Annotated in this window: 22 protein-coding genes; 12 read left to right on the top strand and 10 right to left on the bottom strand. The window is 45.5% G+C overall.

The features are described 5' to 3' along the window. Window positions 1–33: 33 nt before the first annotated feature. Genes mnhG through J7E78_RS04825 form a run of 6 tightly spaced genes read right to left on the bottom strand, consistent with a single transcriptional unit; the run spans window position 34 to window position 5,942 of the window. Window positions 34–426 (bottom strand): monovalent cation/H(+) antiporter subunit G, encoded by a 393-nt coding sequence (gene mnhG, locus J7E78_RS04850; protein ID WP_215075190.1) that lies wholly within the window; start codon window positions 424–426, stop codon window positions 34–36. After that, entirely contained in the window at window positions 410–694 is a 285-nt protein-coding gene (locus J7E78_RS04845; protein WP_215075189.1) for a Na(+)/H(+) antiporter subunit F1, read from the bottom strand. Before J7E78_RS04845 ends, mnhG begins: the two co-directional genes overlap by 17 nt. Beyond that, complete coding sequence (locus J7E78_RS04840) at window positions 694–1,170, bottom strand: Na+/H+ antiporter subunit E (protein ID WP_036608718.1); 477 nt, start codon at window positions 1,168–1,170, stop codon at window positions 694–696. Before J7E78_RS04840 ends, J7E78_RS04845 begins: the two co-directional genes overlap by 1 nt. Before the next feature lie 6 nt (window positions 1,171–1,176). Continuing rightward, window positions 1,177–2,655, bottom strand: coding sequence for a Na+/H+ antiporter subunit D (locus J7E78_RS04835; protein WP_215075188.1), 1,479 nt, complete (start codon window positions 2,653–2,655; stop codon window positions 1,177–1,179). Then, entirely contained in the window at window positions 2,648–2,986 is a 339-nt protein-coding gene (locus J7E78_RS04830; RefSeq protein ID WP_036670645.1) for a Na(+)/H(+) antiporter subunit C, read from the bottom strand. Before J7E78_RS04830 ends, J7E78_RS04835 begins: the two co-directional genes overlap by 8 nt. Window position 2,987: 1 nt before the next feature. Beyond that, window positions 2,988–5,942, bottom strand: a complete 2,955-nt coding sequence (locus J7E78_RS04825) for a Na+/H+ antiporter subunit A (protein WP_215075546.1) — start codon at window positions 5,940–5,942, stop codon at window positions 2,988–2,990. 300 nt (window positions 5,943–6,242) lie between these two features. On the opposite strand from J7E78_RS04825, the gene J7E78_RS04820 reads away from it, so the two are divergent. Further along, window positions 6,243–7,883, top strand: coding sequence for a diguanylate cyclase domain-containing protein (locus tag J7E78_RS04820; protein WP_215075187.1), 1,641 nt, complete (start codon window positions 6,243–6,245; stop codon window positions 7,881–7,883). Window positions 7,884–7,964: 81 nt separating this feature from the next. After that, window positions 7,965–8,486: a hypothetical protein gene (locus tag J7E78_RS04815; RefSeq protein ID WP_215075186.1), complete on the top strand. Its 522-nt coding sequence runs from the start codon at window positions 7,965–7,967 to the stop codon at window positions 8,484–8,486. A 117-nt stretch (window positions 8,487–8,603) separates the two neighbouring features. Here J7E78_RS04815 and J7E78_RS04810 read toward each other — a convergent pair whose 3' ends face one another. Next, complete coding sequence (locus J7E78_RS04810; RefSeq protein WP_251034822.1) at window positions 8,604–9,707, bottom strand: GGDEF domain-containing protein; 1,104 nt, start codon at window positions 9,705–9,707, stop codon at window positions 8,604–8,606. Window positions 9,708–10,092: 385 nt separating this feature from the next. On the opposite strand from J7E78_RS04810, the gene J7E78_RS04805 reads away from it, so the two are divergent. The 5 genes from J7E78_RS04805 (at window position 10,093) to J7E78_RS04785 (ending at window position 13,343) form a co-directional block, all read left to right on the top strand. Beyond that, a complete protein-coding gene (locus J7E78_RS04805) occupies window positions 10,093–10,350 on the top strand; it encodes a YolD-like family protein (protein WP_036608707.1) in 258 nt (85 codons plus the stop codon). A gap of 100 nt (window positions 10,351–10,450) precedes the next feature. Next, window positions 10,451–10,570, top strand: a complete 120-nt coding sequence (locus J7E78_RS04800; RefSeq protein WP_017688846.1) for a hypothetical protein — start codon at window positions 10,451–10,453, stop codon at window positions 10,568–10,570. A gap of 156 nt (window positions 10,571–10,726) precedes the next feature. Next, window positions 10,727–11,230, top strand: coding sequence for a ferritin (locus J7E78_RS04795; RefSeq protein WP_215075184.1), 504 nt, complete (start codon window positions 10,727–10,729; stop codon window positions 11,228–11,230). A gap of 416 nt (window positions 11,231–11,646) precedes the next feature. After that, window positions 11,647–12,387: a polysaccharide deacetylase family protein gene (locus J7E78_RS04790; protein WP_215075183.1), complete on the top strand. Its 741-nt coding sequence runs from the start codon at window positions 11,647–11,649 to the stop codon at window positions 12,385–12,387. A gap of 44 nt (window positions 12,388–12,431) precedes the next feature. After that, entirely contained in the window at window positions 12,432–13,343 is a 912-nt protein-coding gene (locus J7E78_RS04785; RefSeq protein ID WP_215075182.1) for a hypothetical protein, read from the top strand. A gap of 174 nt (window positions 13,344–13,517) precedes the next feature. Here J7E78_RS04785 and J7E78_RS04780 read toward each other — a convergent pair whose 3' ends face one another. The 3 genes from J7E78_RS04780 to desA all read right to left on the bottom strand — a co-directional run bounded on the left by J7E78_RS04780 (window position 13,518) and on the right by desA (window position 16,413). Then, complete coding sequence (locus tag J7E78_RS04780; RefSeq protein WP_215075181.1) at window positions 13,518–14,117, bottom strand: response regulator; 600 nt, start codon at window positions 14,115–14,117, stop codon at window positions 13,518–13,520. Further along, a complete protein-coding gene (locus J7E78_RS04775; RefSeq protein ID WP_251034821.1) occupies window positions 14,114–15,250 on the bottom strand; it encodes a histidine kinase in 1,137 nt (378 codons plus the stop codon). Before J7E78_RS04775 ends, J7E78_RS04780 begins: the two co-directional genes overlap by 4 nt. A gap of 104 nt (window positions 15,251–15,354) precedes the next feature. After that, on the bottom strand, window positions 15,355–16,413 hold the full coding sequence (desA, locus tag J7E78_RS04770; RefSeq protein WP_215075180.1) for a Delta(5) desaturase DesA: 1,059 nt from the start codon (window positions 16,411–16,413) through the stop codon (window positions 15,355–15,357). A 372-nt stretch (window positions 16,414–16,785) separates the two neighbouring features. On the opposite strand from desA, the gene J7E78_RS04765 reads away from it, so the two are divergent. From J7E78_RS04765 to J7E78_RS04745, 5 genes are all read left to right on the top strand, one after another. Then, window positions 16,786–17,625: a YitT family protein gene (locus tag J7E78_RS04765; protein ID WP_062834072.1), complete on the top strand. Its 840-nt coding sequence runs from the start codon at window positions 16,786–16,788 to the stop codon at window positions 17,623–17,625. 537 nt (window positions 17,626–18,162) lie between these two features. Further along, a complete protein-coding gene (locus J7E78_RS04760) occupies window positions 18,163–19,386 on the top strand; it encodes an ROK family transcriptional regulator (protein WP_215075179.1) in 1,224 nt (407 codons plus the stop codon). 35 nt (window positions 19,387–19,421) lie between these two features. Continuing rightward, window positions 19,422–20,474, top strand: a complete 1,053-nt coding sequence (locus J7E78_RS04755; RefSeq protein ID WP_215075178.1) for an ROK family protein — start codon at window positions 19,422–19,424, stop codon at window positions 20,472–20,474. Between the two features lie 49 nt (window positions 20,475–20,523). After that, window positions 20,524–21,747 carry an MFS transporter gene (locus J7E78_RS04750; RefSeq protein WP_251034820.1) on the top strand — a complete coding sequence of 408 codons (1,224 nt, stop codon included), beginning with the start codon at window positions 20,524–20,526 and terminating at the stop codon, window positions 21,745–21,747. A 21-nt stretch (window positions 21,748–21,768) separates the two neighbouring features. Beyond that, window positions 21,769–24,009, top strand: coding sequence for a helix-turn-helix domain-containing protein (locus J7E78_RS04745; protein ID WP_215075177.1), 2,241 nt, complete (start codon window positions 21,769–21,771; stop codon window positions 24,007–24,009). Window positions 24,010–24,339 lie beyond the last annotated feature (330 nt).

Genomic DNA, 24,339 nt, shown 5'->3' with positions numbered 1-24,339 from the left:
CCTCGGGGGTATTGCTATGTCTGGGACGGGAGATTACTCTATCATGTCCCTGGCTTCATGGTTCACCTTTTTCCCTTTTAACAAGGGTTCCAGTTCATCTTGCACGCTCTGCTCCCAGAGTGGTACATCTGTGCGATAGGCGGCCCGTCCGTTCAGATGTCCGGCGACCGGAGCCGTGATGAATACAAACAGGATACCTAGCAACAAGCGGGCACTGATATAGTTGTCGAAGTACCAAAAGAAGAAAAACGTAGCGCTCAGTACACAGAAGACACCAAGTGTCATACTTTTGGTTGCGGCATGGGCTCGCAGATATACATCAGGCAGACGAATAAGTCCGAATGCACTGAGTGCACTGAGTAATGCACCGAGCAGTACGAGTAGACCTATAGCTGTTTCAGCGGTTACTTTAACGATCTCCATCATTTTTGAATACCGCCCCCCGTTCAATATAACGTGCAAATGCCACTGTACTTAGAAAAGCCAAAATGCCAATCAGCAAGATAATATCCAGATAGGCTTGGGTTTGCAGCATCATCGATAGAACGGCAACGATGGCAATCACATTGATACCGATGGTATCCAGTGCCGTGATCCGATCAGCCATGGATGGTCCCCGAAGCACCCTGTACAAGCAACCAAGAACGGCCAAGGAGAGAATGAGCAATGAGATGAACAACAGTGAGGATAACATTAACGCGTCACCTCCATAATTGCTTTTTCAAATGTATTTTGGATATCATCTCTCATTTTCTGTTCATCCTTGATATCCAGTGCGTGGATAAACAGTTTGCGTTGATTACCCGAGATCTCAAGCGGCAGAGAACCTGGTGTCAGTGAGATAAGCAGACAGAGCAGAGTAACTTCCCAATCCGAGGACAATTGAGTTTTATACGTGAAAATACCTGGCCTTATATCGAGCTTGGGCTTGATAATCTGGCGTATAACCTCAATGCTGGCTCGCACCAGTTCCTTGAATAGCAGGGTAATCAGTTTGAAGATGGCCCAGACTCGCACAATATAGAAGCGCTGTGGGAAGAATCTGCGCATCCCTCCGATGAGGAGCAGTCCGAGCAGGTAACCTATGAGAAAACCAACACCATTCCAGGCGTTGTTCAGAAACATCCATACAAAAGCAATGATAAGATTCAGTACAATCTGAAAGGCCATAGACATCTACTCCTTCAATACGGCATCAATATAAATATTGGGATGCAGTAGAATATCGCCTGCGCGGGAGGTCAATTGAAACATGCCTTCAGCCCCCACACCCATTACGATGATGAATACAAACAGAATTCCGGCAGGAATCAGAAGGCCGTTCACCGCGTAAGGGCGTCTTGTAACCCCGGCAGGCGGTTCGCCCCAGAACGCTTGGATGAAGATGCGTAGTACGGAATATAACATCAACAAGCTCGAAAGCACAGCAATGCCGGTAAGACCATACAAGCCTGCCTGTAAGCCTCCTTCAAAGAGAAGCAACTTCCCCGGAAATCCACTAAATGGCGGCAAACCTGCCAAGGCAAGTGCGCTAATGAAGAACATCCAGCCGAGCAGCGGATAGCGATGGATCAGCCCGCCCATGTTGTCGAGTTTGGATGTTCCGGCAACTGCGATCAAAGCACCGCCGAGCAGGAACAGTAATGTCTTGATCAACATGTCATGAAGCATGTAGAATAGCAGGCCTTCCAGCGCGGGACGACTGGCCGAAGCCATACCAAAAGCGACAAAACCTACACCTGCGACCACGTTGTAGATGAGAATTTTGTTTACATCGCGGTATGAGATCGCACCGATGACACCAAGAACCATCGTTGCACCAGCCATCCATCCGATGAGCGCATGGAAGAAATCCGGATCATGATAGAAGATCAGTGTGAATGTTCGCACAATCGCGTACAAGCCAACCTTGGTGAGCAATCCTGCGAACAATGCAGTGACAACAGCCGGTGGTGCCGCATAAGAGCCCGATAGCCAGAAGAACAGGAACAGTCCGGCCTTGATGCTAAATACGATCAGAAAGAGAACAGCAATTAAGGTAATGACTCCGCTCTGACCCACTTCAGCAATTTTGACGGACAAATCTGCCATGTTTAGTGTGCCAGTAATGGAGTAGAGGAAGCCGATGGAAGCGACAAACAGGGCTGAAGAAACGATGTTAATCAAGACATATTTGATCGTTTCACGAAGCTGTCTTTCCGTACTACCCAATACAATCAGTGCATAGGAAGAGATGAGCATCAGTTCAAAGCAGACAAACAAATTGAACAAATCTCCGGTTAGGAATGAACCGTTAACTCCCGCGATCAGAAAATGAAAGAACGGATAGAAGTGATGCTCTTCCCGCTCCTTGTTCACACTGCGGAACGCATACAGCAGACACGCCAGTGCAATGATGGAAGCGGCGACGACAAGTAGCGCCGATACCATGTCCGCAACAAGCACAATACCATAGGGAGGTGCCCATCCACCCATATTAAGCGTTAAAACTCCAGTCTGAGCTACCTGCGTAATGAGTATCGTTGAGACCGCTGCTGTAAACAAAAGCCCAATGACACTAATGATCCGCTGGATATTCGTTTTTCGGAAAAATAGCAGAGCCAGGACACCTGTAATCAAAGGCAATAGAATTGGCAGAACGACGAGATTATTCATATGGGCGCCCCCTTACTTCTTCCATATCGTCTGTTTTCAGCTTCAGATAAGAACGATAGGAGAGAACAAAGAAGAACGCAGTGAGTCCAAAATTAATAACAATCGAAGTTAGTATCAAAGCCTGAGGAAGAGGATCGACATAACGTTCAGCCATCTCCCCAAGCAGTGGCGGTGCTCCGGTTTTCAGACGTGACATGGTGATCAAGAGCAGATGCACGCCATGGGTTAGTATGGACATGCCAAGTACGATACGGAGCAGGCTCCGCGACAAGATTAAAAAGACGGCAACCGCAAACAGAATGCCAACGGCTACACACATCAATATTTCCATATCAGCGATCCTCCCCGATCTGTAGAATAATGGTCATGGTGACACCCAGGACAGCGAGATACACGCCAAGATCAAACAGCATGGCCGTGGCGAGTTCGGTCTCTCCCAGCAAAGGAAGTTCGAAATAGCCGAAGGTTTGACTTAGGAACGGGACTCCGAATATAAATGAACCCGCACCCGTCAGTAAGGCTATACCCAATCCGATTCCTGTTAGAATACGGAAGTCAACCGGTAACGCTTTGCGTATTGTATCTGTACTGAATGCCAGAGCAATCAGTACGAGCGCTGCCGCTGTTACCAAGCCGCCGATGAAACCTCCGCCCGGATTGTGGTGACCTGCAAAGAACAGGTGCATGGCAAACGTCAGTATGATGAACACAACGACCTTGGTGGTCGTTTGCAGCAATACATCATTACTCTGCAAGGGGACAGTATCCCACGAGGATGAGCTGCGTTCCCAGTTACCATACTTTTTCGTATTGTCTGTTTCATCATCCAGATCGGGCTCGGAATCCTTAGTTTCGTCTATCTTACGGAACTTCAATCGGGCTCCGAGATCCTTCGCTTCGAGGTTCAGATTAATCATGGAGTAGATGGACAATGAAGCAACCCCAAGCACCATAATCTCCAATAACGTATCGAAGCCACGGAAATCTACCAGTAACACATTCACGACATTTTTACCACCAGCCGAGTCATACGCTTCCTGAAGGAAAAAGGTAGAAATGCTGTCCAGTGAAGCTGTTCCGCTTGCGGCCAATGCAACAAAAGTCATTACGATCCCGACTGCAATGGCTACGATCATATTTACCGTGAGATAACTGCGGCTTGATTTGCCACGTTGAAGCTCAGGCAGATGGTAGAAGCAGAGCAGGAACAATGCAACGGACACCGTCTCAACAATCATCTGTGTCAACGCCAGATCCGGCGCCCGGAAGAGTACAAACAGCAGGGTTACGAGGTAACCAACCGCTCCGGTCATAATGACTGCCGACAGTCTGTTCTTGGCAAAAGGAATCGAAACTGCAGCACCGATAAGTGTGACTAGCAGTACCACCTCATAGAAAGAGTAAGGTGCATTGCCCTGCAGATTCCAAGTAATATTTTCTCCTGAACGGAAGAAGGAATAGACCAGCAACGCGACCGTGAATGAGAAAATGTATACGAGATAATTACGAACCGAGCCATTCATATAGGCTTCCGTCCATTTGCGTGCATAATGCTGAAGATTATCCAGCACGACATGGTACATATTGTTAATTGTTAATCCTTGCGGATAATGCTCATAAATATTCCTCCATCGTGGCAACAGCTTGTAGAGAGTGATTCCCAGAATCACAACTCCGATCGTCATAATCAGTTCCGGAGTCCATCCATGCCACAGGGAGAAATGTACATCGAAGCGTTCATTCCCATTCAAGAGGGATGGAAGCACAGCGGCCATGGCCGGTTCAATCAGTGATCCGGCCAGCAGATTCGGGAAAAGTCCGAATACAACGACAAGAACACCTAGAACAACAGGTGGAATGAGCATGCCAGCGGGCGCTTCGTGCAGCTTCTCGGCAGGGATCTCGCTTTGGCTACGACCGAGGAATGTTTTGAACACGATAATAAGCGCATAGATCAGGGTAAACACACTTGCAAGCCAAGCGAATACCGGCAATAGAACACTCCAGGACCCAAGTCCAAAGATTCGCAGATGCGTGACTTCCACCATCGCCTGGAAAAATAGCTCCTTGCTCAGGAATCCGTTGAAAGGCGGAATACCCGCCATGGCGAGTGAACCGATCAATGCCACGATGAATGTAATTGGCATAAATGAAGCAAGTCCACCGAGCTTCCGAATGTCACGTGTACCCGTTTCATGATCGATAATCCCTACGACCATGAACAGAGCGGCTTTGAAGGTCGCATGATTAAACAGGTGAAGCAGAGCAGCGGTTATTGCCACGGTGTACATCGCAGAGGATTCGCCATATCCGAAGTAGAGAGCAGCAGATCCAACCCCTAAGAGGGACATGATCAGACCAAGTTGAGAGATGGTCGAATAGGCGAGAATCGCTTTGAGATCGTTTTTTTTCACTGCCAGGAATGATCCGTAACACAAAGTCAGAAGACCAACGCCAGTAACGAGCCAGAACCAGAGTCCCTGTCCACCAAAGATCGGTGTAAACCGGGCTACAACGTACAGTCCGGCCTTGACCATGGTGGCTGAGTGAAGATAAGCACTGACAGGTGTTGGGGCTTCCATGGCATCCGGCAACCAGATATGGAACGGGAACTGAGCTGACTTGGTGAAAGCTCCAATCAGGATCAAGACAAGTGCGGGTAGAAATAGTGCGCTTTCCTGAAACTGACCCAATCCTGCAATGGTTGCACGAATACTGAACGTTCCGGTAATGAGATACATCATCATGAATCCGGTAAGCATGGCGAATCCGCCAAATACCGTGATCAGGAATGACTTCTGTGCCCCTGAAGTGGAGGCTTCGCGTTTGTAGTTATATGCAATCAACAGGAATGACGTAATACTGGTCAATTCCCAGAATCCATAGAGCACGATCATGTTGTCAGACAGTACCACACCCAGCATGGCTCCCATAAACATTAATAGATACAGGTAGAAGCGGTTCAGAGCTTCTTTCATATCCATATAGAAGATGGAGTAGAGAACAACGAGGACACCAATTCCGGTGATTAGCAGTGTCAGCATCAGACTTAGACCGTCCAGATATAAGTTAAATCCAATGTCCAGTGATGGAATCCATGGGATATTTCCGGATACGTTATTGCGCTGTGACACAGCGGGTATGAGACTCGCAAAGGTTACAAATAATAGTACCGGGACAAGGAGAACCGGCCATCCCAAATGGTTTTTACGGAAGAAACGATGCAGCATGGCAAGAAGAATGCCAGCGGCAAAAGGCAGAATAACAGCAACATGAAGCAGGCTCAACATTACACCCCCAATGTTTAGTATTTCGATTACTCTCTCTGTGACATACAGGCGCATGACCTTTGAAGGATATGCTTGCTCTCTATATTCATAACCCAAGTATGTATATACAGAATCGTGTCTATTCTTTGAATGGAAGAAACACGGTGAAGATTTCAACATAATATTGTATGGGCATGTATAATAAAAAAACACACAGGTTCCGATAAATATGAAAACGATTAGGTGACATTCCGTGTACTCTTTACAGCATAGTTATGTTGAAAAGCAAGATGGTTTCACCGTGTAATGGAGGAAGTAATGTCATTCAAAATTAGAACTGTGCTTACAGTCATCTTCGCTGTGTTATCCTTGCTGGTTACTCTGACGATTGGGTCTATTTTTAGCCAAAAGTCATTTGTTGCTGTAGAGACTGAGATTGGTCACTCGCTTACAGCCACGGCCTCACAGGCTTCGGACAAGCTGGATCGATTCATGTCCGCTCGCGCGGGTGAACTGGACCTGCTGGGCCGCATGGCTTCGTTGGAAGATGGATTCCAGCCTGATGAGATTCAGATGCTGCTGGATCAGTTACAAGATAGCTTTCCCTCATTCTCATGGGTTGGATTCATGGACCCGAAGGGAAATGTATTAGCTGCCACGGATGGTATCTTGCTAGGGGAAAATTTATCAGAGCGACCGGTGTATCAGGAGGGAATCAAGGGTAAATTCATTGGAGATGTGCATAATGCAGTACTTCTTGCCAAGCTGCTTCCGAATCCAACGGGAGAGCCGTTGCAATTTGTCGATATCAGTTTTCCGCTGAAGGATAGCAAAGGACATATTCAAGGTGTGCTCGCTGCACATTTAAGCTGGGAATGGGCGAAGGAAGTCGAGGAATCAGTACTTGCCCCATTGAAAAGGGAAGAAAAGGACATTGAGTTCTTTATCGTGAGCAAAAAGGAACATACAGTGCTGCTCGGGCCGAAGGAATGGATCGGTATACCGCTGGTATTACCCGGCATTGCAGAGGCCCAGCTCAACAAAAGCAGTTGGTCCATTGAAGAATGGCCTGATGGGAAAGACTATGTGACAGGGTTTGCTTACAGTCAGGGTCATCTGGATTATCCTGGATTAGGCTGGACCATAGTTATTCGTCAAGTCAAGTCCACTGCGTTCGCTTCTGTGTTTGACCTGATGTGGTTTAATGTGTGGGCTGGACTTGCCGTTACCGTACTGTTTGCACTGATTGGCTGGGTTGTCTCACGTCTGATCTCTGCACCACTTGTGCGCCTTACCAGAGTAGCCAATCGACTGCGTGCAGGGGAAAAGCTTGAGATTCCCGCCAATAAGGGGATTAAGGAGATTGAAGTGTTATCCCGATCACTTCGGGATATGCTGACCTCTCTTACGAATAAAGACTCAGAACTGGTCGTGATGCAGAATCTGGCACATTTTGATCAGCTGACCAGCCTGCCGAATCGTACTGCCCTTGAGGTGTACCTGGAGGAGTCTCTGGAGACCGAAAGTGAAAATCACACGCTGACTTTTTTCTATCTGGATCTTGATGGATTCAAACGGGTCAACGATACACTTGGACATCAGACTGGAGATGTGCTGCTACAGAAAGTGGCCCAGCGACTGTCTGCTCTTGGTCAGGAAAAGGGGATAACGGTCCGATTGGGGGGAGATGAATTCCTGATTGTACTTCAGTCTGTTGGGAGTCATCCGAGGGAAGAAGCCATGGCTTATGCAGAAGCCATCATTCAAAGTCTGAACAAGCCGTTTATTATCGAATACGAGCGAATTCGAATTGGATGTAGTATTGGAGGTGCTGAATATCCAACCAACAGCGACAACCCAAGTGAGATTATTCGGATGGCGGACGAAGCTTTGTATGAGTCCAAACGTGCAGGCAAGAACAGAATGACATTTTATTCCGAGTTGAAGCAGGATCGTTAGCGTAGCGTAGAATAAAATAACATTAGCTGGGTTATCCCAATCACCTTTGTTCGAATGTGCGTATAGACAAGGAGGGGTGAAATGTCTGGAAAATATACAACTGTACCTTATGGTTATGAGCCACCTGCGGCCAGCCGCAAAGGCACATTGACTTTTTATGACTCGTTCGAACATGTGACCGATGAGCAACTCGAGCGCGCCGCTGCAACGGTGGATACCCGTTCATTCATGCAGCTCGTGCTGTATCCTTTACACGAGAGCACGTTTAAACGAATGAGTAAGGATACAATACAGGCATATTATAAAAGAGAAGACCGTCTCCATGATTGGCGGCGGGAACATCCAACTGCACGTATACGTGTGGAGGGGCTTGAAGGCAAGAGAAAGAAATATACGCCTGTGGATAGCGCGCTGCGCCATATCACTGCCGAATATCCAGCCCCTCACTTTCTGTATATGACAGCGGAGATGGCGAATCTGTTCGCTTCGTTCGATTCCTTCAAGGATTGGATCAAAGAGCTGCGTCTCATCATAGACGGGTCATCAGGTGATCTTCATCCCAGGCTGGAGCAAAATCGTCATCGCTGGGAATGGGCGGAGTGAAGACATAGACGTCTAGAAGGTCGGCTTGCTAGGCATATATAAACCCAAAAAAGTTGTGTTGTACAACCGTAATTTCGGTGTACAGCACAACTTTTTTTGATGTTTATTCAAGAAGAGCTATGTCAGATTAAGGGACGTTACGGTTTTATTTTTACCCGTTCGTTTGGCCGCATACAGACAGGCATCCACTTCCTCAAACAACTTGTCTTTGCTTAAGTTGGGACTGTAGCTTTTGAGACCAATACTCACCGTGATGGAAGTTCCTTCAAGTTCCAGGTGGCACATCAGGGCAATCTTCTGACGAATCTGTTCAACCAAAGCGTAGGCCTGCTCGAAAGACTGCTCAAATATCAATATGGCGAACTCTTCGCCCCCATACCGTGCAGCAATGTCACTTGAGGTAATGTTCTCCTGAATGATCAATGACACCTTTTCGAGCATAATGTCTCCAACCCGATGACCATACGTGTCATTAATGGATTTGAAATCATCAATATCGATCAGGGCAAGATGCAGACTCATGCCATTGTTGGCGTACTCAAATGCTTTTTCATAATAATCCTTGAAGGAGCTTTGGTTATAGAGGTTGGTTAAACCATCTGTTTTGGACTGTTTGGTCATAATGGCGTTTCGCACAATAAGGTCCTGCTTGACAACCATGCTTGCCTGGAGATCGTTCAGTACTTCAACTCCGCTGGTTACAATGACTTGTGCAACATAAGCACCGATGATAAGAAAAGCCGGAATGGAGACCATGTCAAATGAAGACAGGTACAATCGGTAGAATGGATCGAACAGAACCAGAAAGTAACCCGTCATCTGCATCAGGCAGACAATCCAGACTCTCTTTATACTGAAGAACAGAACCGAAGAGAAGATGGGTAACAGGCAGATCGCTAGTATAATCCGAATGTCATAATTGACATGAATAATTGTCCAAGCGATAACTGTACTGGTTACAGACATGGCGTAGAAGGAAAATGAACTGAAACGACGATCAATCCAGCTTGCGATCAAAATGCAAGAAATGCTGATTGTAGCAGGCCAGAACAAGACATGAATCATAAAATCTGCGGGCGTACGATCATACTCGAGAAACAGGAAACAGGCAATCTGAATGGTAATATGTGCAATAATGACAATCCAATAGGCATGGAGCATTTTGTGAATCCATTTGGAATGCTTGAATGCGTATTCTGTAGGTATGTGGTTATTGTGCATATGGAAACTCTTCATATATCACCGCTGACTGCATCATAATGATACGACAGAATTACTCTCGTATATGATGATTATAATTCACATTGAGCAAAACGCAAATCATTATATTCGTAGCATGATAACTAAGCTTACATTATATTACAGAGGAATCTCTCCTATGTTGCGCAGTTGTCTTCCGAACAGGCGGGGACTCAACAGTACAGCACCACTGTGGAATATAGTGAAGAATAGGGTCTGGCACGATTGCAGATATCAGATCAGAGGAATTTGCTCCATCTGGGGTTCCATGACATTACACGAACGTAAATGAATGGTATACTATTTGAATACGAACTCGGCAATCAACCCGTGGAATCGGGACGTCGGAGTAGAGGAGGCAGCCACATTGGCAAAAGCAAAAGTAGCAAAAAGACCTACACGGGATGAGTTTGAACTTGAAGAGTTGGGAAACCAGCTAGTTGAGGCCTTTCGGGAACGTTCGGAAGTACTGTTGACGGTATGGGGCAAAGAAGATCAGGTGCAAGGAGTCATCGTCAAAATGGACTCCCGTACACGACTCGTGCATGTAGAGTATACCGAAGAAGAGTTCACAGCAAAGGTGCCTTTTCTGGATATCATGCGTGTGCAATCGCCCCGTTACTGAACGGAAAATACAGCAATCTGAATAATTAGGGCATCCGCCCTGTCAAAGTCGTTCTTCCTGCATAAGATAACCCATACCTGTTGCAGAGGAGGTACGGTCAATGAGCGAAGTATTAGGTGGAGAAACAAGAGGCTACGGATACGGAGGTTTTACTTCTGTAGGTGCCATTCTGGTTCTGTTCATCCTGTTGGTTATCATCTCCAAAGCGTTCTTGGTATAATTGCATATCTCTAAAGAATGAAAGAAGCTCTGCCATCGCGGCAGAGCTTTTTTGTTCTTTCAGTCCTTGGCGAATTTTGTAGAAAATCGGTGTAAGTTCTGCTGACATTATGTTAGAATATAACCATCCCTAGAGAAAGAAAGAGGTGTTTTGATTATGAGCAAAGAGTTAACAGAATCTTTAAATGAACAGATGAACTTCGAGTTTTATTCAGCTCATGTATATCTGGCTATGGCAGCCTATTGTTCCAGCAAAAGTCTGGATGGATTCGCGAACTTCTTCATCGTGCAAGCGGAAGAAGAGCGATTCCATGGCATGAAAATATACAAATTCCTGAATGATCGTGGACAACGTGCCACACTAGCGGCTTTGCCAGAACCGAAGAATGAATATACTTCGATACTGGATGTATTTGAGCATGGTTATGCTCATGAGCAGCAAAACACGAAAAAATTCTACAATTTGGCTGACATCGCCATGAATGAACGTGAGCATGCAACAATGTATTTCCTGAAATGGTTCATTGATGAGCAGGTTGAAGAGGAAGCGTTGTTCGATAACATTATCCAGAAGCTGCGCCGCATTGAAAAAGACAGCAATGCCTTCTACATGCTGGATGCCGAGTTTGGCAAACGTTCGTTCACTGCTCCTGCTGAATAAATGCACGTAGGGAGTCGATAAGATTCTAGCGTCAAAACACCATCTACATACAGCATGATGCCATATGCTGATTGAAGACAAAGAAGCCTGCACTTGTGCAGGTTTTTTTGCATGCATAGCTATTTGATTATTGTATTGATTTGCTTGAATTGGAGTAAAGGTCTATCAAAATTCTGAATGTGGGTAATAGAGGATATGTCACAATTGATCTATCCTGACGGGATCTTATTTTGCGCAAATCTATCAAATTCGTATTAAATTTTAGGTTTATCTGACAAAAGTGTAACTCTACCGTAGTCTTTGGAGCGAGAACAGGAGCCACTATCTTTGATAGTATTAGGATTAATCGCCAAGGGATGAAGTTAGAACAACATGGACACCCGGGGAAATATAACACACAAGGGAGATTTTTAATTATGTTACATATTCGCAAATCTATCATGGTCACACTTGCTATTTTACTGATCATTCCACTATTACTGCCGCAGTCGGTATCTGCCAAATCAGCTGCATCCAAAGATGGTGCAAGCAAAGCGAATTCCAAAATCATATACCTGACGTTTGATGATGGGCCAACCGCTCATACGGGTCAGTTACTGGATATTCTGGATCAGTATAATGCAAAGGCAACTTTTTTCATGCTGGGTCCTCAAATGGAGAAATTTCAGAAGGCTACCAAACGAATCGTAGCTGACGGGCATGGATTGGGTCTGCATGGTGTGACTCACGTTCCAGGCAAATTCTATAAATCTGCATATAGCGGATTAAAAGAGATGCAACAGGCCAATGTAAGTCTGTACAAGGTTGCCGGAGTTAAAACAAGTCTTGTGCGGACGCCATATGGTAGTAAACCTTATCTCAAACCAGCATTTCGTAATGTGCTGCTGGGTCAGGGTGGATTCCATCTATGGGATTGGAATGTCGATTCGGAAGACTGGAAATACAAGAAGGATCACCAGAAAGTCTATAACAGTGTAATGAAGCAGATCCACAATGTGCAAAAGAGCGGAACAACACCGGTTGTGCTTATGCACGACCAGGAAGCAACGCTGAAAGTATTACCGCAAGTATTACAAACATTGAAGGCAGAAGGGTATCGTATTGAAGTATTAAGCAAAAAAGTGCAGCCGGTTAACTTCTGGAACGACAAGCGTTAATCTTTTCAATTTTTAGATTGGCTACAACGAAGGAGGTACACATCATGAAGAAACAACCAATATGGATCACGATTCCAGTAACGACGGCCGTTTTACTTGCTCTGGCAGGATGTGGCGGACCAGATTCAGATGTAGCATCATCAGAGGATAGTTCTTCACCAACGACAACAGTGGGTGAGCAGACCGAGACCGGTAGCGGTGGTGCTGATTTCTCTAATGAAAATGAAACGGGAACCAAAGAGGACACAAACACAACAGATAATGAGGACACATCAGGATCGAAGACAAATGACAACCAAGTTGCCACAGGTCAATCAGGTGTGAATGATGTGATCAAGCAAGTTCGCAACCAATTGAAGATGGAGGATGCAGCGTTACCCACATCATTCACATTGGACAAGGGTACATCTTTGGGTGCGGCAATACTGTCCAATACTGCTGATACTTTTAAAGTGAATTTCTACGAAACCACTCAGTCTGTTGCCATTAATGATCAATCTTTAACTGCATCCGACAGTAAGATACCTTTACTGGCTTCCTATGAAGTGAAGACCTATAAGGACCCGAATCAGCCAGAAATTTTCCCTGAGACGGACCTGAAAGATATTCCAGCAGATATGGCTGTGGATCTGGGACATGGCATCAAAGGCATGAGTGAAGGTGCCGCAGGCAGTCAACATCTGACTTGGCAAGAAGGTAGATGGACGCTGGAAATTCGTTCGGTTTCCGAAGATGAAATGAATAATCCGGGCATAGCGAAGAAAATGGTGGAGTACCTGGAATCACATACCTTGCCTGTACCCAAAGATAAAGGGTATATCAAGGTTGAGTATCCAAGTGGTGGAAAGTCTGTCCATGTAACAATCTCATGGCAGGACAGTAACAACATTCATCAGCTTAAGACCGATCAAGTGCCATTAGAAGCTCTTGGCATGGTTGTATCTGTGAAATCTTGAGTGTTTGAGGGATATTCTGCAATGTAGAAGAGATGGGTTTTGGATTGTTACGATACACATAAAAAAGCTTGGCCCAGCAATTTTTGGGCCAAGCTTTTTATTTTGGGCATGTTATCGCAGCTTGTGCAGCCGGGTACATGTTTATTTTTGTTTCAATGGGTTAAAGCGGTACTTTCATTTGAACCACCCTTTTTCCTTGGAGCGAGTGATGGCCTCAATGCGGTTACTGGCATTTAATTTGTTGAGAATAATGGAGATGTAATTACGCACCGTGCCCGTTGTGATGAACAGATGACCGGCAATTTCCTTGGTATTCTTTCCATCTGCCATGAGGCCAAGTACGGCATTCTCCCGTTCTGTCAGGGGATTTTCTTCTACATAAGCTTCGTCTACCAGGTCGGGGGCAAAGATGCGTCTTCCATTCATGACTTGGCGGATGGTTTCAGCCAGTTCTTCAATCGGACTATCCTTGAGCAGGTATCCACGAACACCGCCTTTGAGCGCACGTTCGAAATAGCCGGTTCGGGCAAAAGTGGTCAGAATAATGACTTTACAGTTCAAACCTTTCATCTCTTCTGCCGCTTCCAGCCCACTTTTGACGGGCATTTCGATATCCATCAGACAGATATCCGGGGTCAGTTCTTTGACAAGTGCCAGAGCTTCCTCACCATTGCTGGCTTGCCCTACCACTTGCATGTCTTCTTCCAGATTGAGCAGGGAAGACAAGGCGCCCAGCATCATGCGTTGGTCTTCGGCGATTACGATTCTGATCATGTTGCATCCTCCTTCATTGGTTTACGCGTCAGCTTGGGCACCTGAATGACGATTTGTGTACCTTTTCCGTTTGCTACGGAGCGAAGATCAAGACAACCGTTCACAAATTCGAGCCGTTCCTTCATACCCAAAATGCCGGTACCACGTCGATCCTTGTTGCGTGTGTGTTCCATGCCCACACCATTATCCTGAACCGTTAAGATGTTATCAGACTGTGTCTCTTCAATGGTGATGGTGCATACCGTGGCCTGACTGTGCTTGACGATATTGGTCACGGCTTCCTTCAGACACATGCCGAGAACATTCTCATTGAGCTGCGACGTATCCTGCAACTTCGGATTGCCTTCCAGTACAGATTCAATCGAAGCGGCTTTCAGGATCTGTTCCGCGCGGAACAGTTCATCGACTAATTGTGTGCCACGCATGGTCGTTACCATTTCCCGAACTTCCTTCAGAGCTGTGCTTGCCGTTTGTCTTAGGTCACTCAATTCGATCTCGGCTTGATCGGGATTGTTGCGGAGCAGACGCTTAGCCAGATCGGTTTTCAGACCGATCAGAGACAGCTTCTGTCCAAGGGTATCGTGCAGATCACGAGCGATACGCTGACGTTCTTCCATTTTCACGAGATCATCCAGTCGTCTGTTGGCATTCTCAAGTTGACCTTCCAAGTGTTCGGTCTTGTTTTTGTTATACGTACTAATGGGAAGCAGAATGGAGGCCATCAAGTTGATGAATACAAACGGGAGTTGGCTCACGAGCAGAGAACTCTGATTAATGATACCGTAATTAATGGTTACGAAACTGGCTCCCAGATTCACTGAATAGAGGGTGAAAAATCCGGCTTTATTTTTAATATTCCCAATAAAAAAAGCAAGAAACAATGAGAAATAGGCATAATCATAGGCAATAGTCATCGTAATGGATATAGCAATAAGCAGTCCGATCCACATGTACACCTGCCAGCCCTTAGTGATGAAGGCAAGCAGATAACAGACGAAGAAAACAAGGATGATGACGATGCCGGTCACCATTGTCCATAATTTGGAATATTGTGAAATGAAATAGAAGGGCAGGATGAAAAAGGCGAGCCATACATAAAGATTCAACCCTGTTTTTTTATAAAAATTTTGCATCCACTTTTGAATGGAATTCTCCTCCTCAGACTTGCCATGTACTCAAACTTAGCCTGACTGTAGCACGGCTTTAGCCTGAATACAAGAAAACGAATCCGACAGAGTTAATGCTTCTCTGTCAGACCCGCTTGATTGGTTGCACGGATAGGTGATTGAACATAAGAATTGCGGGATAAGCTTTTGAGCTGTTTGAAACTAATAAATTGTTTTGATTTTTCGTCCCATAAGCGGTAGCGCAGGGCAACCAGACTGGAACGTAGTGTGATGGTTGTAGCTTTCTGCAAAGGCGGTGTTGCGTTATGTGCTTCTTCCAAATAATAGTTAGGTACACGTGGGCTCAAGTGATGCACATGGTGAAACCCGATATTACCACTAATCCATTGCAATAATTTCGGCAATTTGTAATAAGAACTGCCTTCAACAGCTGCTTTTACATAACTCCATTCATCTTCATTTTCAAAATACGTTTCTTCGAACTGATGCTGAACGTAGAACAACCAAATGCCAAAGGCTCCGGAGAAGAAGAATATGGGTGCTTGCACCATGACAAAAGCCTGCCACCCGACTAACCAGGACATGAATGCATAGAGTGCAACGATCAACACCGTAGTTAAGTGAGTATTCATGCGTTCTTTGCGTCTTGCACCTTTGCGGTTAAAACGGTAGGCGAGCAGGAACACGTAAATGGGTCCGATACAAAATAATACGAACGGGTTACGATAGATCCGGTAGAAGAGGCGTCCCCATGGAGAGGCTTCTTTGTATTCATCAACCGTCATGACCCAGATATCACCTACACCGCGTTTGTCGAGATTACCGCTGGTAGCGTGATGGATGGAATGCTCATTTTTCCACTGCTGATAGGGTGTCACTGTTATTACACCAGTAATAGTGCCCAGAATATCATTGGCGCGTTTGCTTTTGAAGAATGAACCATGACAGCAGTCATGGAAGATGATGAACGTCCGCAGTACAAATCCGGATGCCACCAAGGCAATCGGGAAGGTCAGCCAATAGGATACGGACAGACTGTAGTAGGCCGCAGCCCATAATAATAAGAGTGGAAGTATGGTGTTCAATAATTGTCGGATACTTAGACGAAGATTATTTTTTTCGTAAGGGGTGACCTCTTTTTTTAGCGCCATTTCTTTGTTTCTACTCATTGACGTGTCCTCCTTCAATCGTTATAACTGTAATCAGCTACAACTTGACGTTTCCCGCTAGACTTTCCTGTAGGAAGCGTTTTTATCATTGTAAAACATTCCGAACATGACAGTAAGTCATAAACGTCAGCCTTCTGTAATGATGAATATCAATGATGGACCATGACATTTGTCATGGGTGTATGATGCTCAATAGCCCTGCAGAAGACGGAAGAGCAGGGTTTACTAAATTCCTTTGCACAAATTACGCAACAATTTGTATTATGTATACAAATTTTGTTGAGAGCATGGTAAAATCTATCCTTGAGTGGTTATGACAACTTATGAGACGGGTCGATTAGGTTGATTTCTGATGATTGGATGGAATGCATAATGAAGAAACGAATTACGGATATTCTATTTATTATGGCAGGTGCATTTCTGTTTGCACTGGCGGTGAACCTGTTTGTCATCCCGAACGACTTGGCTGAAGGCGGCGTCACGGGTATCACGATTATTTTGTATTACCTGTTTGAATGGTCCCCTGGACTGATGAACTTGATCCTGAACGGTATTTTGTTAATTGTGGGATACCGGTTTCTTGATAAAACGACTACGGTGTATACAATTATTGCGGTTGTATTCAACTCGTTGTTCCTGCATCTGACGGAGAGTTGGACAATTGCATCGGATGAACTCTGGATCAATACCATCTTTGCTGGAGTATTTGCCGGTCTCGGTATTGGCTTAATTGTTAGAGTGGGAGGCACAACGGCGGGGACGGTGATCCTGGCCCGACTTGCCAACAAATATTTGGATTGGAACATCAGTTATGGATTATTATTCTTTGATTTGATTGTGGCTTTCTCCTCATACTTCATTATTGGACCACAAGGATTAATGTGTACAATTGTCTTGCTGTTTGTTGGAACCAAAACAATGGAGTTCATTATTGAAGGGCTCAATCCGAAAAAAGCAGTTATGATTATCTCTTCCAAACAGGATGAAATTGCGAAGCAAGTTATTGAGAAGATGGATCGCGGAGTAACCGTCCTGTCCGGTCATGGCTATTACACGAAAAATAAGAAAGAAATTCTATACATTGTGATTAGCAAGCAGGAAGTTTCTATGCTGAAGAAGATTGTACGAGCAGAAGATGAGATTGCTTTTATCACCATTCATGACGTGCGTGATGTTTTCGGTGAAGGATTTATTGAACTCTCCAAAACTTGATGAATATGTATATAAGGAAGAAAGGAGTTGCGGTGAAATATCACCGCAACTTTTTTGATAGGTTAATGGTATCCGGTATTAATCTAGTTCAATAAGAAAGAACCCTTCTCTATAGAGAAGGGCAAAAGAGTATTAATAATGTCTTCTTTTTTTGACTCCACAATATTCAACAGTGACATGACAGTGTTTTTTACACTTTGTAGGGACATATTTAACTTTGGTAACACAAGTTTTCGTAATTTTTTTGTAAAAACACTTTGGTCTTGGATGATGACATTTATGATGTTTTCTATACATATTAAAACCTCCCTGATCGTGATAAGGTATTCTATGAGCGTGTCACTGTTTCGGAAATGTATAAACGTCTATTATTGTATAATAATTCCTTTATTAGGCTTTTGTGTTACAGGTGAAGGTATGGTTCTTTCTAGTTAAAGACTGGAATTACAAAAAGCTGTACACCTACCAATCACGATGATATATTGAATTTAATTAATTTGTTAATAAACTTAACTAACTATAAAGGGAGGCGATAACATGGCTGGCACACCGCAATATATCCGCAATCTGAATGAAAATCTCATTATGGATGCCCTCATAACTCAGGGAACCATGTCGAGAGCGGATATCAGCCGTCAGACCGGACTTAGTAAGCCAACGGTGTCTTTGGCGGTCGAACATCTGATTGACCGTAATCTGGTGAGGGAAATGGGGCCAGCTGACAACGCTCAGGGTCGAAAAGCAACCCTCATTCGTTTCAATGAAACGGCTTATTATGTCTGTGGTATAGATATCGGCGCAACACGTATTCGGATTGCATTGTCTGATCTGAATGGAGAGATCATTGCCTATCGAACATATCCCATGGTTGTCCAAGAAGCTCATGAGCCAGCCCAAGCGACGATGCTGGAGCTTCTTCGAAGCCATATGAACAAATTGCTTGATGAGAATCATCTGAACTGGGATCAGATTCAATGCATCGGGTTCGGCATACCAGGCGTAGTGCTGCCTGATTCAGGGCGTATCCATCGTATTGTGGCCCCGTTAGCCGGTCTGGAACAAGCTTTCTCTCTAGAGTCGTTGTCAGGAGCTTTTCCCTGTGAAGTGATTCTGGAAAATGATGTGAATCTTGCGGCACTTGGGGAGTATCGGAGTGGTGCAGCAGCAGGGTATCCCTTGTTTGTTTTTTTCTCCATCGGTACAGGGACGGGCGCTGGCATCATGGTACATGGGCAACTGCTTCGAGGTTTAGGTGGCTTAACTGGAGAGATCGCAGAGATGCTGGTGGATGCTCGACGTCTGGAGGAAGTCCTGTCCGCTGATGGTCTGATGCAACTGGCGAAAGATTATCTAGATCAGCATGATGAACTATTGGAGGCTGCTGATACGGGTGCAAATGTAAGTTTAGATGTAGTTGCAGATGATCTTCACAGACACCTGACTCCCGAGAAGTTATTTGAAGCTGCACGCAGTGGAGAAGTAGAGGCGTTAGACATTCTACAACAATACAGCCAGATGATTGCTTCAGCTCTGCGTCAGATTAGCGTTGTTCTTGCTCCAGATCTCATTGTGCTTGGCGGAGGTATAGGTGGGAACGGTGATGTGTTATTGCCTTTACTGAGGCAGATCATATCTGAGAAATTCCCGGTGCAACCACAGTTAATCTGTTCCAAGCTTGGTGAGCAAGCTGTTGTCACTGGTGCAGTGCAGGTAGCCATACAACAAACGATGCTGAACCTTCAGCAGGAAGCCATGGAATAAGAGATTGAATATACAACATGTGAGGAGGGAAAGGGATGACAGAGTCCGTGAAAAACGTAAGTAATGATTATCAATCCAATCAGAATGGTATGGGTGGGGATGATCCATCCGGCTGGATTGCAGGTATTGACATTGGAGGCACCAAAACATTAATGCTCTTATCATCACAACAGGCGGGAAGTGGAGTTCATGAACGTATCTTGCCTACGCGTGCCAGTGATCAGCCGGATGAATTCTTCCAATGGTTATTCGCTGAATTGGAAACGTTCTGTCGCGAAGTTGGATGTAGTCTGGATCAACTTTCCGGTGCAGGCTTGGGATTTCCTGGTGTGATTCTGCAGGAGGAAGGGATATTGCGAAATGCTCCAGCTTTTCAGTGGCCTGAGCATGATATTCGACCTGTGATTGCGCAGTATTACAGCGGAAATATCTTGTTGGACAATGATGTGAATCTGGCTGCAATGGGAGAATATGATCAAGGGGCAGCGCAGGGACATCAACACTGTGTGATGGTCACGGTTGGAACAGGTATTGGAGCTGCTCTTATCCTGAATGGACAGCTCTACAGCGGCCAGAATGGAGCAGCAGGTGAGATTGGGCATTTCATTGCAGGAGACGAAGGGCTTCATACCGGTTACGTTGCAGATGCGGATTCCTTTGGCGTATTTGAGCAAGTGACTTCAGGTACGGGAATTACCGAACAGGCAAGGCGTTATTTTGCTGCTGGAAAGGGAAGTACCTTATCCCTGATCATGAGTCTGGCAGGAGGGGAAGCCGAACAAATCGAAGCCAGGCATGTATTCAAAGCAGCCGAGTCAGGTGATCTTGCTGCACTGGAGATTCTTGAACTACCCATGCGTTATATGGCTGGAGGTCTGGCGAATATTTCGGCTTTACTCAATCCTTCCATTATCGTGATCGGTGGTGGCGTGGCTGCATCCAACCCATCCTATTATCTAAATGAAGTGCGCACACGCCTCCAACGTTACAGTGTTCTGCCTACACTTTTAGCTGTAGCTGAACTGGGGAACAAAGCAGGAGCAATCGGGGCATTGGCTGCCATCAAGTGGAGTCTAGCGCGCACATAAAAATAGAGAATAGGCGAAGCAACTACAGAAATAAAGGATGGAGATCCGGATGAGAAGTAGACATATGAAGGCTTACACAGAGAAAACAACAGCCGATTCCAATGATGCAAAACGTGTTTTACTCCAATTGCAGGGCCTATATCTGTTTATGGGGCTTGCCGGGGGGATGTTTAACCCGTACATTAATCCCATATTGGTTGCACAAGGTTTTTCCAGTAAAGAAACCGGATTTATTATGGCGTTTGGCACACTTGTATCTATTATTCTTCAACCTATATGGGGAATTCTGGTAGATAAGTTTAAAAAGACACGGTTCGTACTGGTAATAAGCCTGCTTGTTCCTGCATCGTTAGCGTACTTCTACAATATTCAAGTGTACATTATATTAATATTGATTTATACTTTATGCACTATATTCCAAGTGACTCAAATACCCGTGGCTGACTCTTATGCGGTTACTGCCGCGAGAACAGCCAATACATCATATGGCATGATCCGACTCTTCGGCAGCATAGGAACGGGAGTTGGTGGATTTGCCGCAGGGATGTATCTCTCCCAGTTTTCCATTCACATGTTATGGCTGCCTTTTCTCCTGTTTAACATTCTGAGCGCCATACTGGCAAGTACACTTCCCCGGCAGACGAGCATATCCTCGTCCTCGGTAACCTTCTCCGTAGGTTTGGCAAGATTGCTCCGAAACCGGACATTCCTTCTATTTCTAACAGGTTGTTTCCTGGTTAACCAAACGCTCACTGCGTTTAACTCCTTTTTTGTTATTTCATTTCAGATGGCTGGCGGTTCTGTGACGATGACAGGTACAGCGCTGTTGCTTGCATCGATCACCAATGTTCCATCCATGTTGGCAGCGGCATTTATACTCCGAAAATGGGGACATGAACGGACGATGCTGCTTGCAGCCGGGGCGTATATGTTACGTTGGGGGATACAATGGCTATGGCCGACGCCTGAGGTCATGATTGGCGTTCAGGTGCTGCATGGTTTATCCTTCGGATTCTTTTATATAGCAGCAGTGGAATATGTGGCATCGGTTACGGGACGGGAAATGCAGGCCACAGGTCAAAGTTTATTTAACATGGTGTTTGCTGGCCTGGGTGGAATTGTTGGTAATATGCTTAACGGATATTTACTCGATTCCGGCGGTCCATCACTGATGTACCTGGCTTGCACGATCAGTGCGGCACTAGGATCAGTGATTCTGTATATCGTCAGCAGGCAGGCCAAAGAACAGAGAAGAGCATACTCATTAGAATAGAGATGGAAGGAGTTGGAGCCTATGAAAGTAAATCTGAAGCGGAATTGGCACACCAAGTTGATGTATTCGTATTTTCCTATTTTTCTGCTTACGATTTCCATTCTGATCTTTCTCTCCTTCCTGATTGTCAACGAACTCTCACGTAACGAGACACAAAAAGCCGACATGATCTCCACCCGCTATATCGTGGATACACTGGAGCGCTCGCTAAGCGACATTGAACTTCGGTTGCTTGAAGACATTGGTGCGAACAAGACATATAGTCGCTTTCTGGAAGCTGGACAGGGACAATTATCGAGTCAGTTCATCTATGATGCGGCAAGTGGGCTGGGACGTATGCTGGATCAGCAGGATATGATTCAATCCATTTATCTCTATCGTATGTCCGATTCCCAGATTCTTACGCCCAGAGGCATGATGCGTTTGGAAGATTTCGAAGATCGCGCCTATATTGAGCAAGCCTTGAAAGATCGGGAGAACCTCGGTTGGAATCTGCCACGTGATTATAAAGAACGTTCCTTCGACGTACCTTCACAGGTGATTAGCATGAATAAGTGGCTTCCTTTACCGTGGGGCGGGGAAGGACTGCTCGTCATTACCATCCGCATGTATGCAGTAGAACGCCAGATTGATAACATGACAAATGAAAAGTTATCTGTTCTTCAGGTTCGGGACAAGAGTGATAATCTGATCTATACCGCACATCAAATGGATCCATCAGCAGGTGAAATCCTTAATCGGGTGACTGCGGACAAGCTTGGTCTGGTCTTTGAGAGTGGCATTCAATCCGGGCAACTGTATTCATGGGTATCGCTTGTTTCCTATGTGTGGATCGGTATTGGATTATTAACGATTGTTGGTGCGGTGGCGGGACTGATCTACATTACTCGCAGAAATACGCGGCCCATCCAGCTGATCATGAATCGAATTCAGGCGTTACAGCCACATGCCGAAGAGGATGAAGCAGCACCATCCGTCAAGGATGAACTGGCACTCATCGATCGTGCGCTGGAACATCTGATTGCTCAAACGGTTGACTATGAGAAACAACATCATGAAAACTTGCTGATTCATCGCAGACAGTTGCTTGTTGATCTAATGGAAGGAGAGCGAATGGATTCGTTCCGTCAGCGACTTCACCATCTGCAACCGCTAGAGGAACGATTCATGGAACCGAAGAGTGTTGCTGTCCTCATTGCGGAGATGAATGGTGACGATCTCTCGACCAATCAGAATATTCTGAAGATTGCGCTCATGAACGTAGTGGAAGAACTTGTGCAGAATGAGACCCGGTTCGGCGGTTGGGCTGAATGGTTTGGGAACCGCAGGCTTATTGTGGTGATTGCTTCGGATGAGCAGGAAGGACTGGACCGTGAATTGCTTATGGATCTGGCCAAGCAGATGCATATGTGGATTGCGGAGAACTTCCGCCTCCGGTTTACGTTCGGGATTGGACGAACCGTTTCAGGTTGGGAGGAAATTACTCGATCCTATGCGAGTGCAGATGCGGGTTTGCAGCATAGACTTACCCTTGGTAAAGATGCGATCGTTCTCAGTGAGCAACTGCCGGATCGTATTGAGCTGCAATCGTACAAGTATTTGCAGATGCTCGCAGACTTTGTCCGTGAATTCAGACTAACCGGCGATGGTTGGCGAACGCAGCTGGATCAGATGTTTGTTGCGTTTAATGAAGATCAGATTACAGATAACGATATTCGCATGTTGCTGCAGGCGTTAATCCAGATGTTGTCCCGTGAATTCGGGGAACTGTCTGAGCGGTTGCAAAGCCAATTTGCCGAGGAAATCCTGACTCGTCTTCGCAGTGATATCCAGCAGGTGGAGACACTGGAGGGGATTCAAGAGATTTTGCAGGAATGGCTTAAAGAGGTTTATCGCAATTATGTGTCTGTAAATGAAACGAAAAGTCATCGCGCGATGATCAACGAGCTGCGGATTTATATTGAAGAGCATTTTGATGATCCGGATCTGTCGCTGAAACATCTGAGTGATCGGTTCCAAATCTCGGGCAAATATGCGAGTTATCTGTTCAAGGAAGAGTTTGAGATGAAGTTTGTTGATTTTTTGGTGAAACTGAGGGTCGAAAAGGCCTGCCGTCTGTTGTCTGCATCCGATATGGCTGTGCAGGATATTGCTCTGCAAGTGGGCTATGCCAATGCCATCTCTTTCGGCAGAGTATTTAAACGGATTATGGGCGTGACACCAGGGGATTATCGCAAGCAGAGTGGGAAACAAGGGGATTAATAACGGTAGGGGTCGTGTTCGGACATCCAAGTATCGGGTGAAATCCAATAATCACAGAGGTATCTATGAAATCTCCTGTATGAGGGAATAAGGTCTGTACCTTATCGTCCTTTGCAGGAGATTTTTTACGTGCGGGAAATGCCATCGATATGTTGTTTGGTCAAGTGAAGTTTAATCTTCCGCCGAGGAATTAGTGCGTCGAATCGTTCTACACGTGTTGCTAAACAAGGAGATCACATAAGATGTGGTCTCTTTTTCATTTTTTGAAGAGAGATTTAATGGAAAAAGGATTATTGCAAGCTGGGTGATGCCAGAATGTGTATGAGAAAT

The sequence above is a fragment of the Paenibacillus polymyxa genome (assembly GCF_018614975.1).
Classification (GTDB): Bacteria; Bacillota; Bacilli; order Paenibacillales; family Paenibacillaceae; genus Paenibacillus; species Paenibacillus polymyxa_E.
Note: the sequence above shows the minus strand (reverse complement) of the source record. Positions and strands in the feature narration are given on the sequence as shown.

What these genes read in the sequence shown, in the direction of transcription:
- mnhG (WP_215075190.1), bottom strand. Translation starts at nt 426, where the DNA reads ATGATGGAGATCGTTAAAGTAACCGCTGAAACAGCTATAGGTCTACTC.
- J7E78_RS04845 (WP_215075189.1), bottom strand. Translation starts at nt 694, where the DNA reads ATGTTATCCTCACTGTTGTTCATCTCATTGCTCATTCTCTCCTTGGCC.
- J7E78_RS04840 (WP_036608718.1), bottom strand. Translation starts at nt 1,170, where the DNA reads ATGGCCTTTCAGATTGTACTGAATCTTATCATTGCTTTTGTATGGATG.
- J7E78_RS04835 (WP_215075188.1), bottom strand. Translation starts at nt 2,655, where the DNA reads ATGAATAATCTCGTCGTTCTGCCAATTCTATTGCCTTTGATTACAGGT.
- J7E78_RS04830 (WP_036670645.1), bottom strand. Translation starts at nt 2,986, where the DNA reads ATGGAAATATTGATGTGTGTAGCCGTTGGCATTCTGTTTGCGGTTGCC.
- J7E78_RS04820 (WP_215075187.1), top strand. Translation starts at nt 6,243, where the DNA reads ATGTCATTCAAAATTAGAACTGTGCTTACAGTCATCTTCGCTGTGTTA.
- J7E78_RS04815 (WP_215075186.1), top strand. Translation starts at nt 7,965, where the DNA reads ATGTCTGGAAAATATACAACTGTACCTTATGGTTATGAGCCACCTGCG.
- J7E78_RS04810 (WP_251034822.1), bottom strand. Translation starts at nt 9,707, where the DNA reads ATGCACAATAACCACATACCTACAGAATACGCATTCAAGCATTCCAAA.
- J7E78_RS04800 (WP_017688846.1), top strand. Translation starts at nt 10,451, where the DNA reads ATGAGCGAAGTATTAGGTGGAGAAACAAGAGGCTACGGATACGGAGGT.
- J7E78_RS04795 (WP_215075184.1), top strand. Translation starts at nt 10,727, where the DNA reads ATGAGCAAAGAGTTAACAGAATCTTTAAATGAACAGATGAACTTCGAG.
- J7E78_RS04790 (WP_215075183.1), top strand. Translation starts at nt 11,647, where the DNA reads ATGTTACATATTCGCAAATCTATCATGGTCACACTTGCTATTTTACTG.
- J7E78_RS04785 (WP_215075182.1), top strand. Translation starts at nt 12,432, where the DNA reads ATGAAGAAACAACCAATATGGATCACGATTCCAGTAACGACGGCCGTT.
- J7E78_RS04780 (WP_215075181.1), bottom strand. Translation starts at nt 14,117, where the DNA reads ATGATCAGAATCGTAATCGCCGAAGACCAACGCATGATGCTGGGCGCC.
- J7E78_RS04775 (WP_251034821.1), bottom strand. Translation starts at nt 15,250, where the DNA reads ATGCAAAATTTTTATAAAAAAACAGGGTTGAATCTTTATGTATGGCTC.
- desA (WP_215075180.1), bottom strand. Translation starts at nt 16,413, where the DNA reads ATGAGTAGAAACAAAGAAATGGCGCTAAAAAAAGAGGTCACCCCTTAC.
- J7E78_RS04765 (WP_062834072.1), top strand. Translation starts at nt 16,786, where the DNA reads ATGAAGAAACGAATTACGGATATTCTATTTATTATGGCAGGTGCATTT.
- J7E78_RS04760 (WP_215075179.1), top strand. Translation starts at nt 18,163, where the DNA reads ATGGCTGGCACACCGCAATATATCCGCAATCTGAATGAAAATCTCATT.
- J7E78_RS04755 (WP_215075178.1), top strand. Translation starts at nt 19,422, where the DNA reads ATGACAGAGTCCGTGAAAAACGTAAGTAATGATTATCAATCCAATCAG.
- J7E78_RS04750 (WP_251034820.1), top strand. Translation starts at nt 20,524, where the DNA reads ATGAGAAGTAGACATATGAAGGCTTACACAGAGAAAACAACAGCCGAT.
- J7E78_RS04745 (WP_215075177.1), top strand. Translation starts at nt 21,769, where the DNA reads ATGAAAGTAAATCTGAAGCGGAATTGGCACACCAAGTTGATGTATTCG.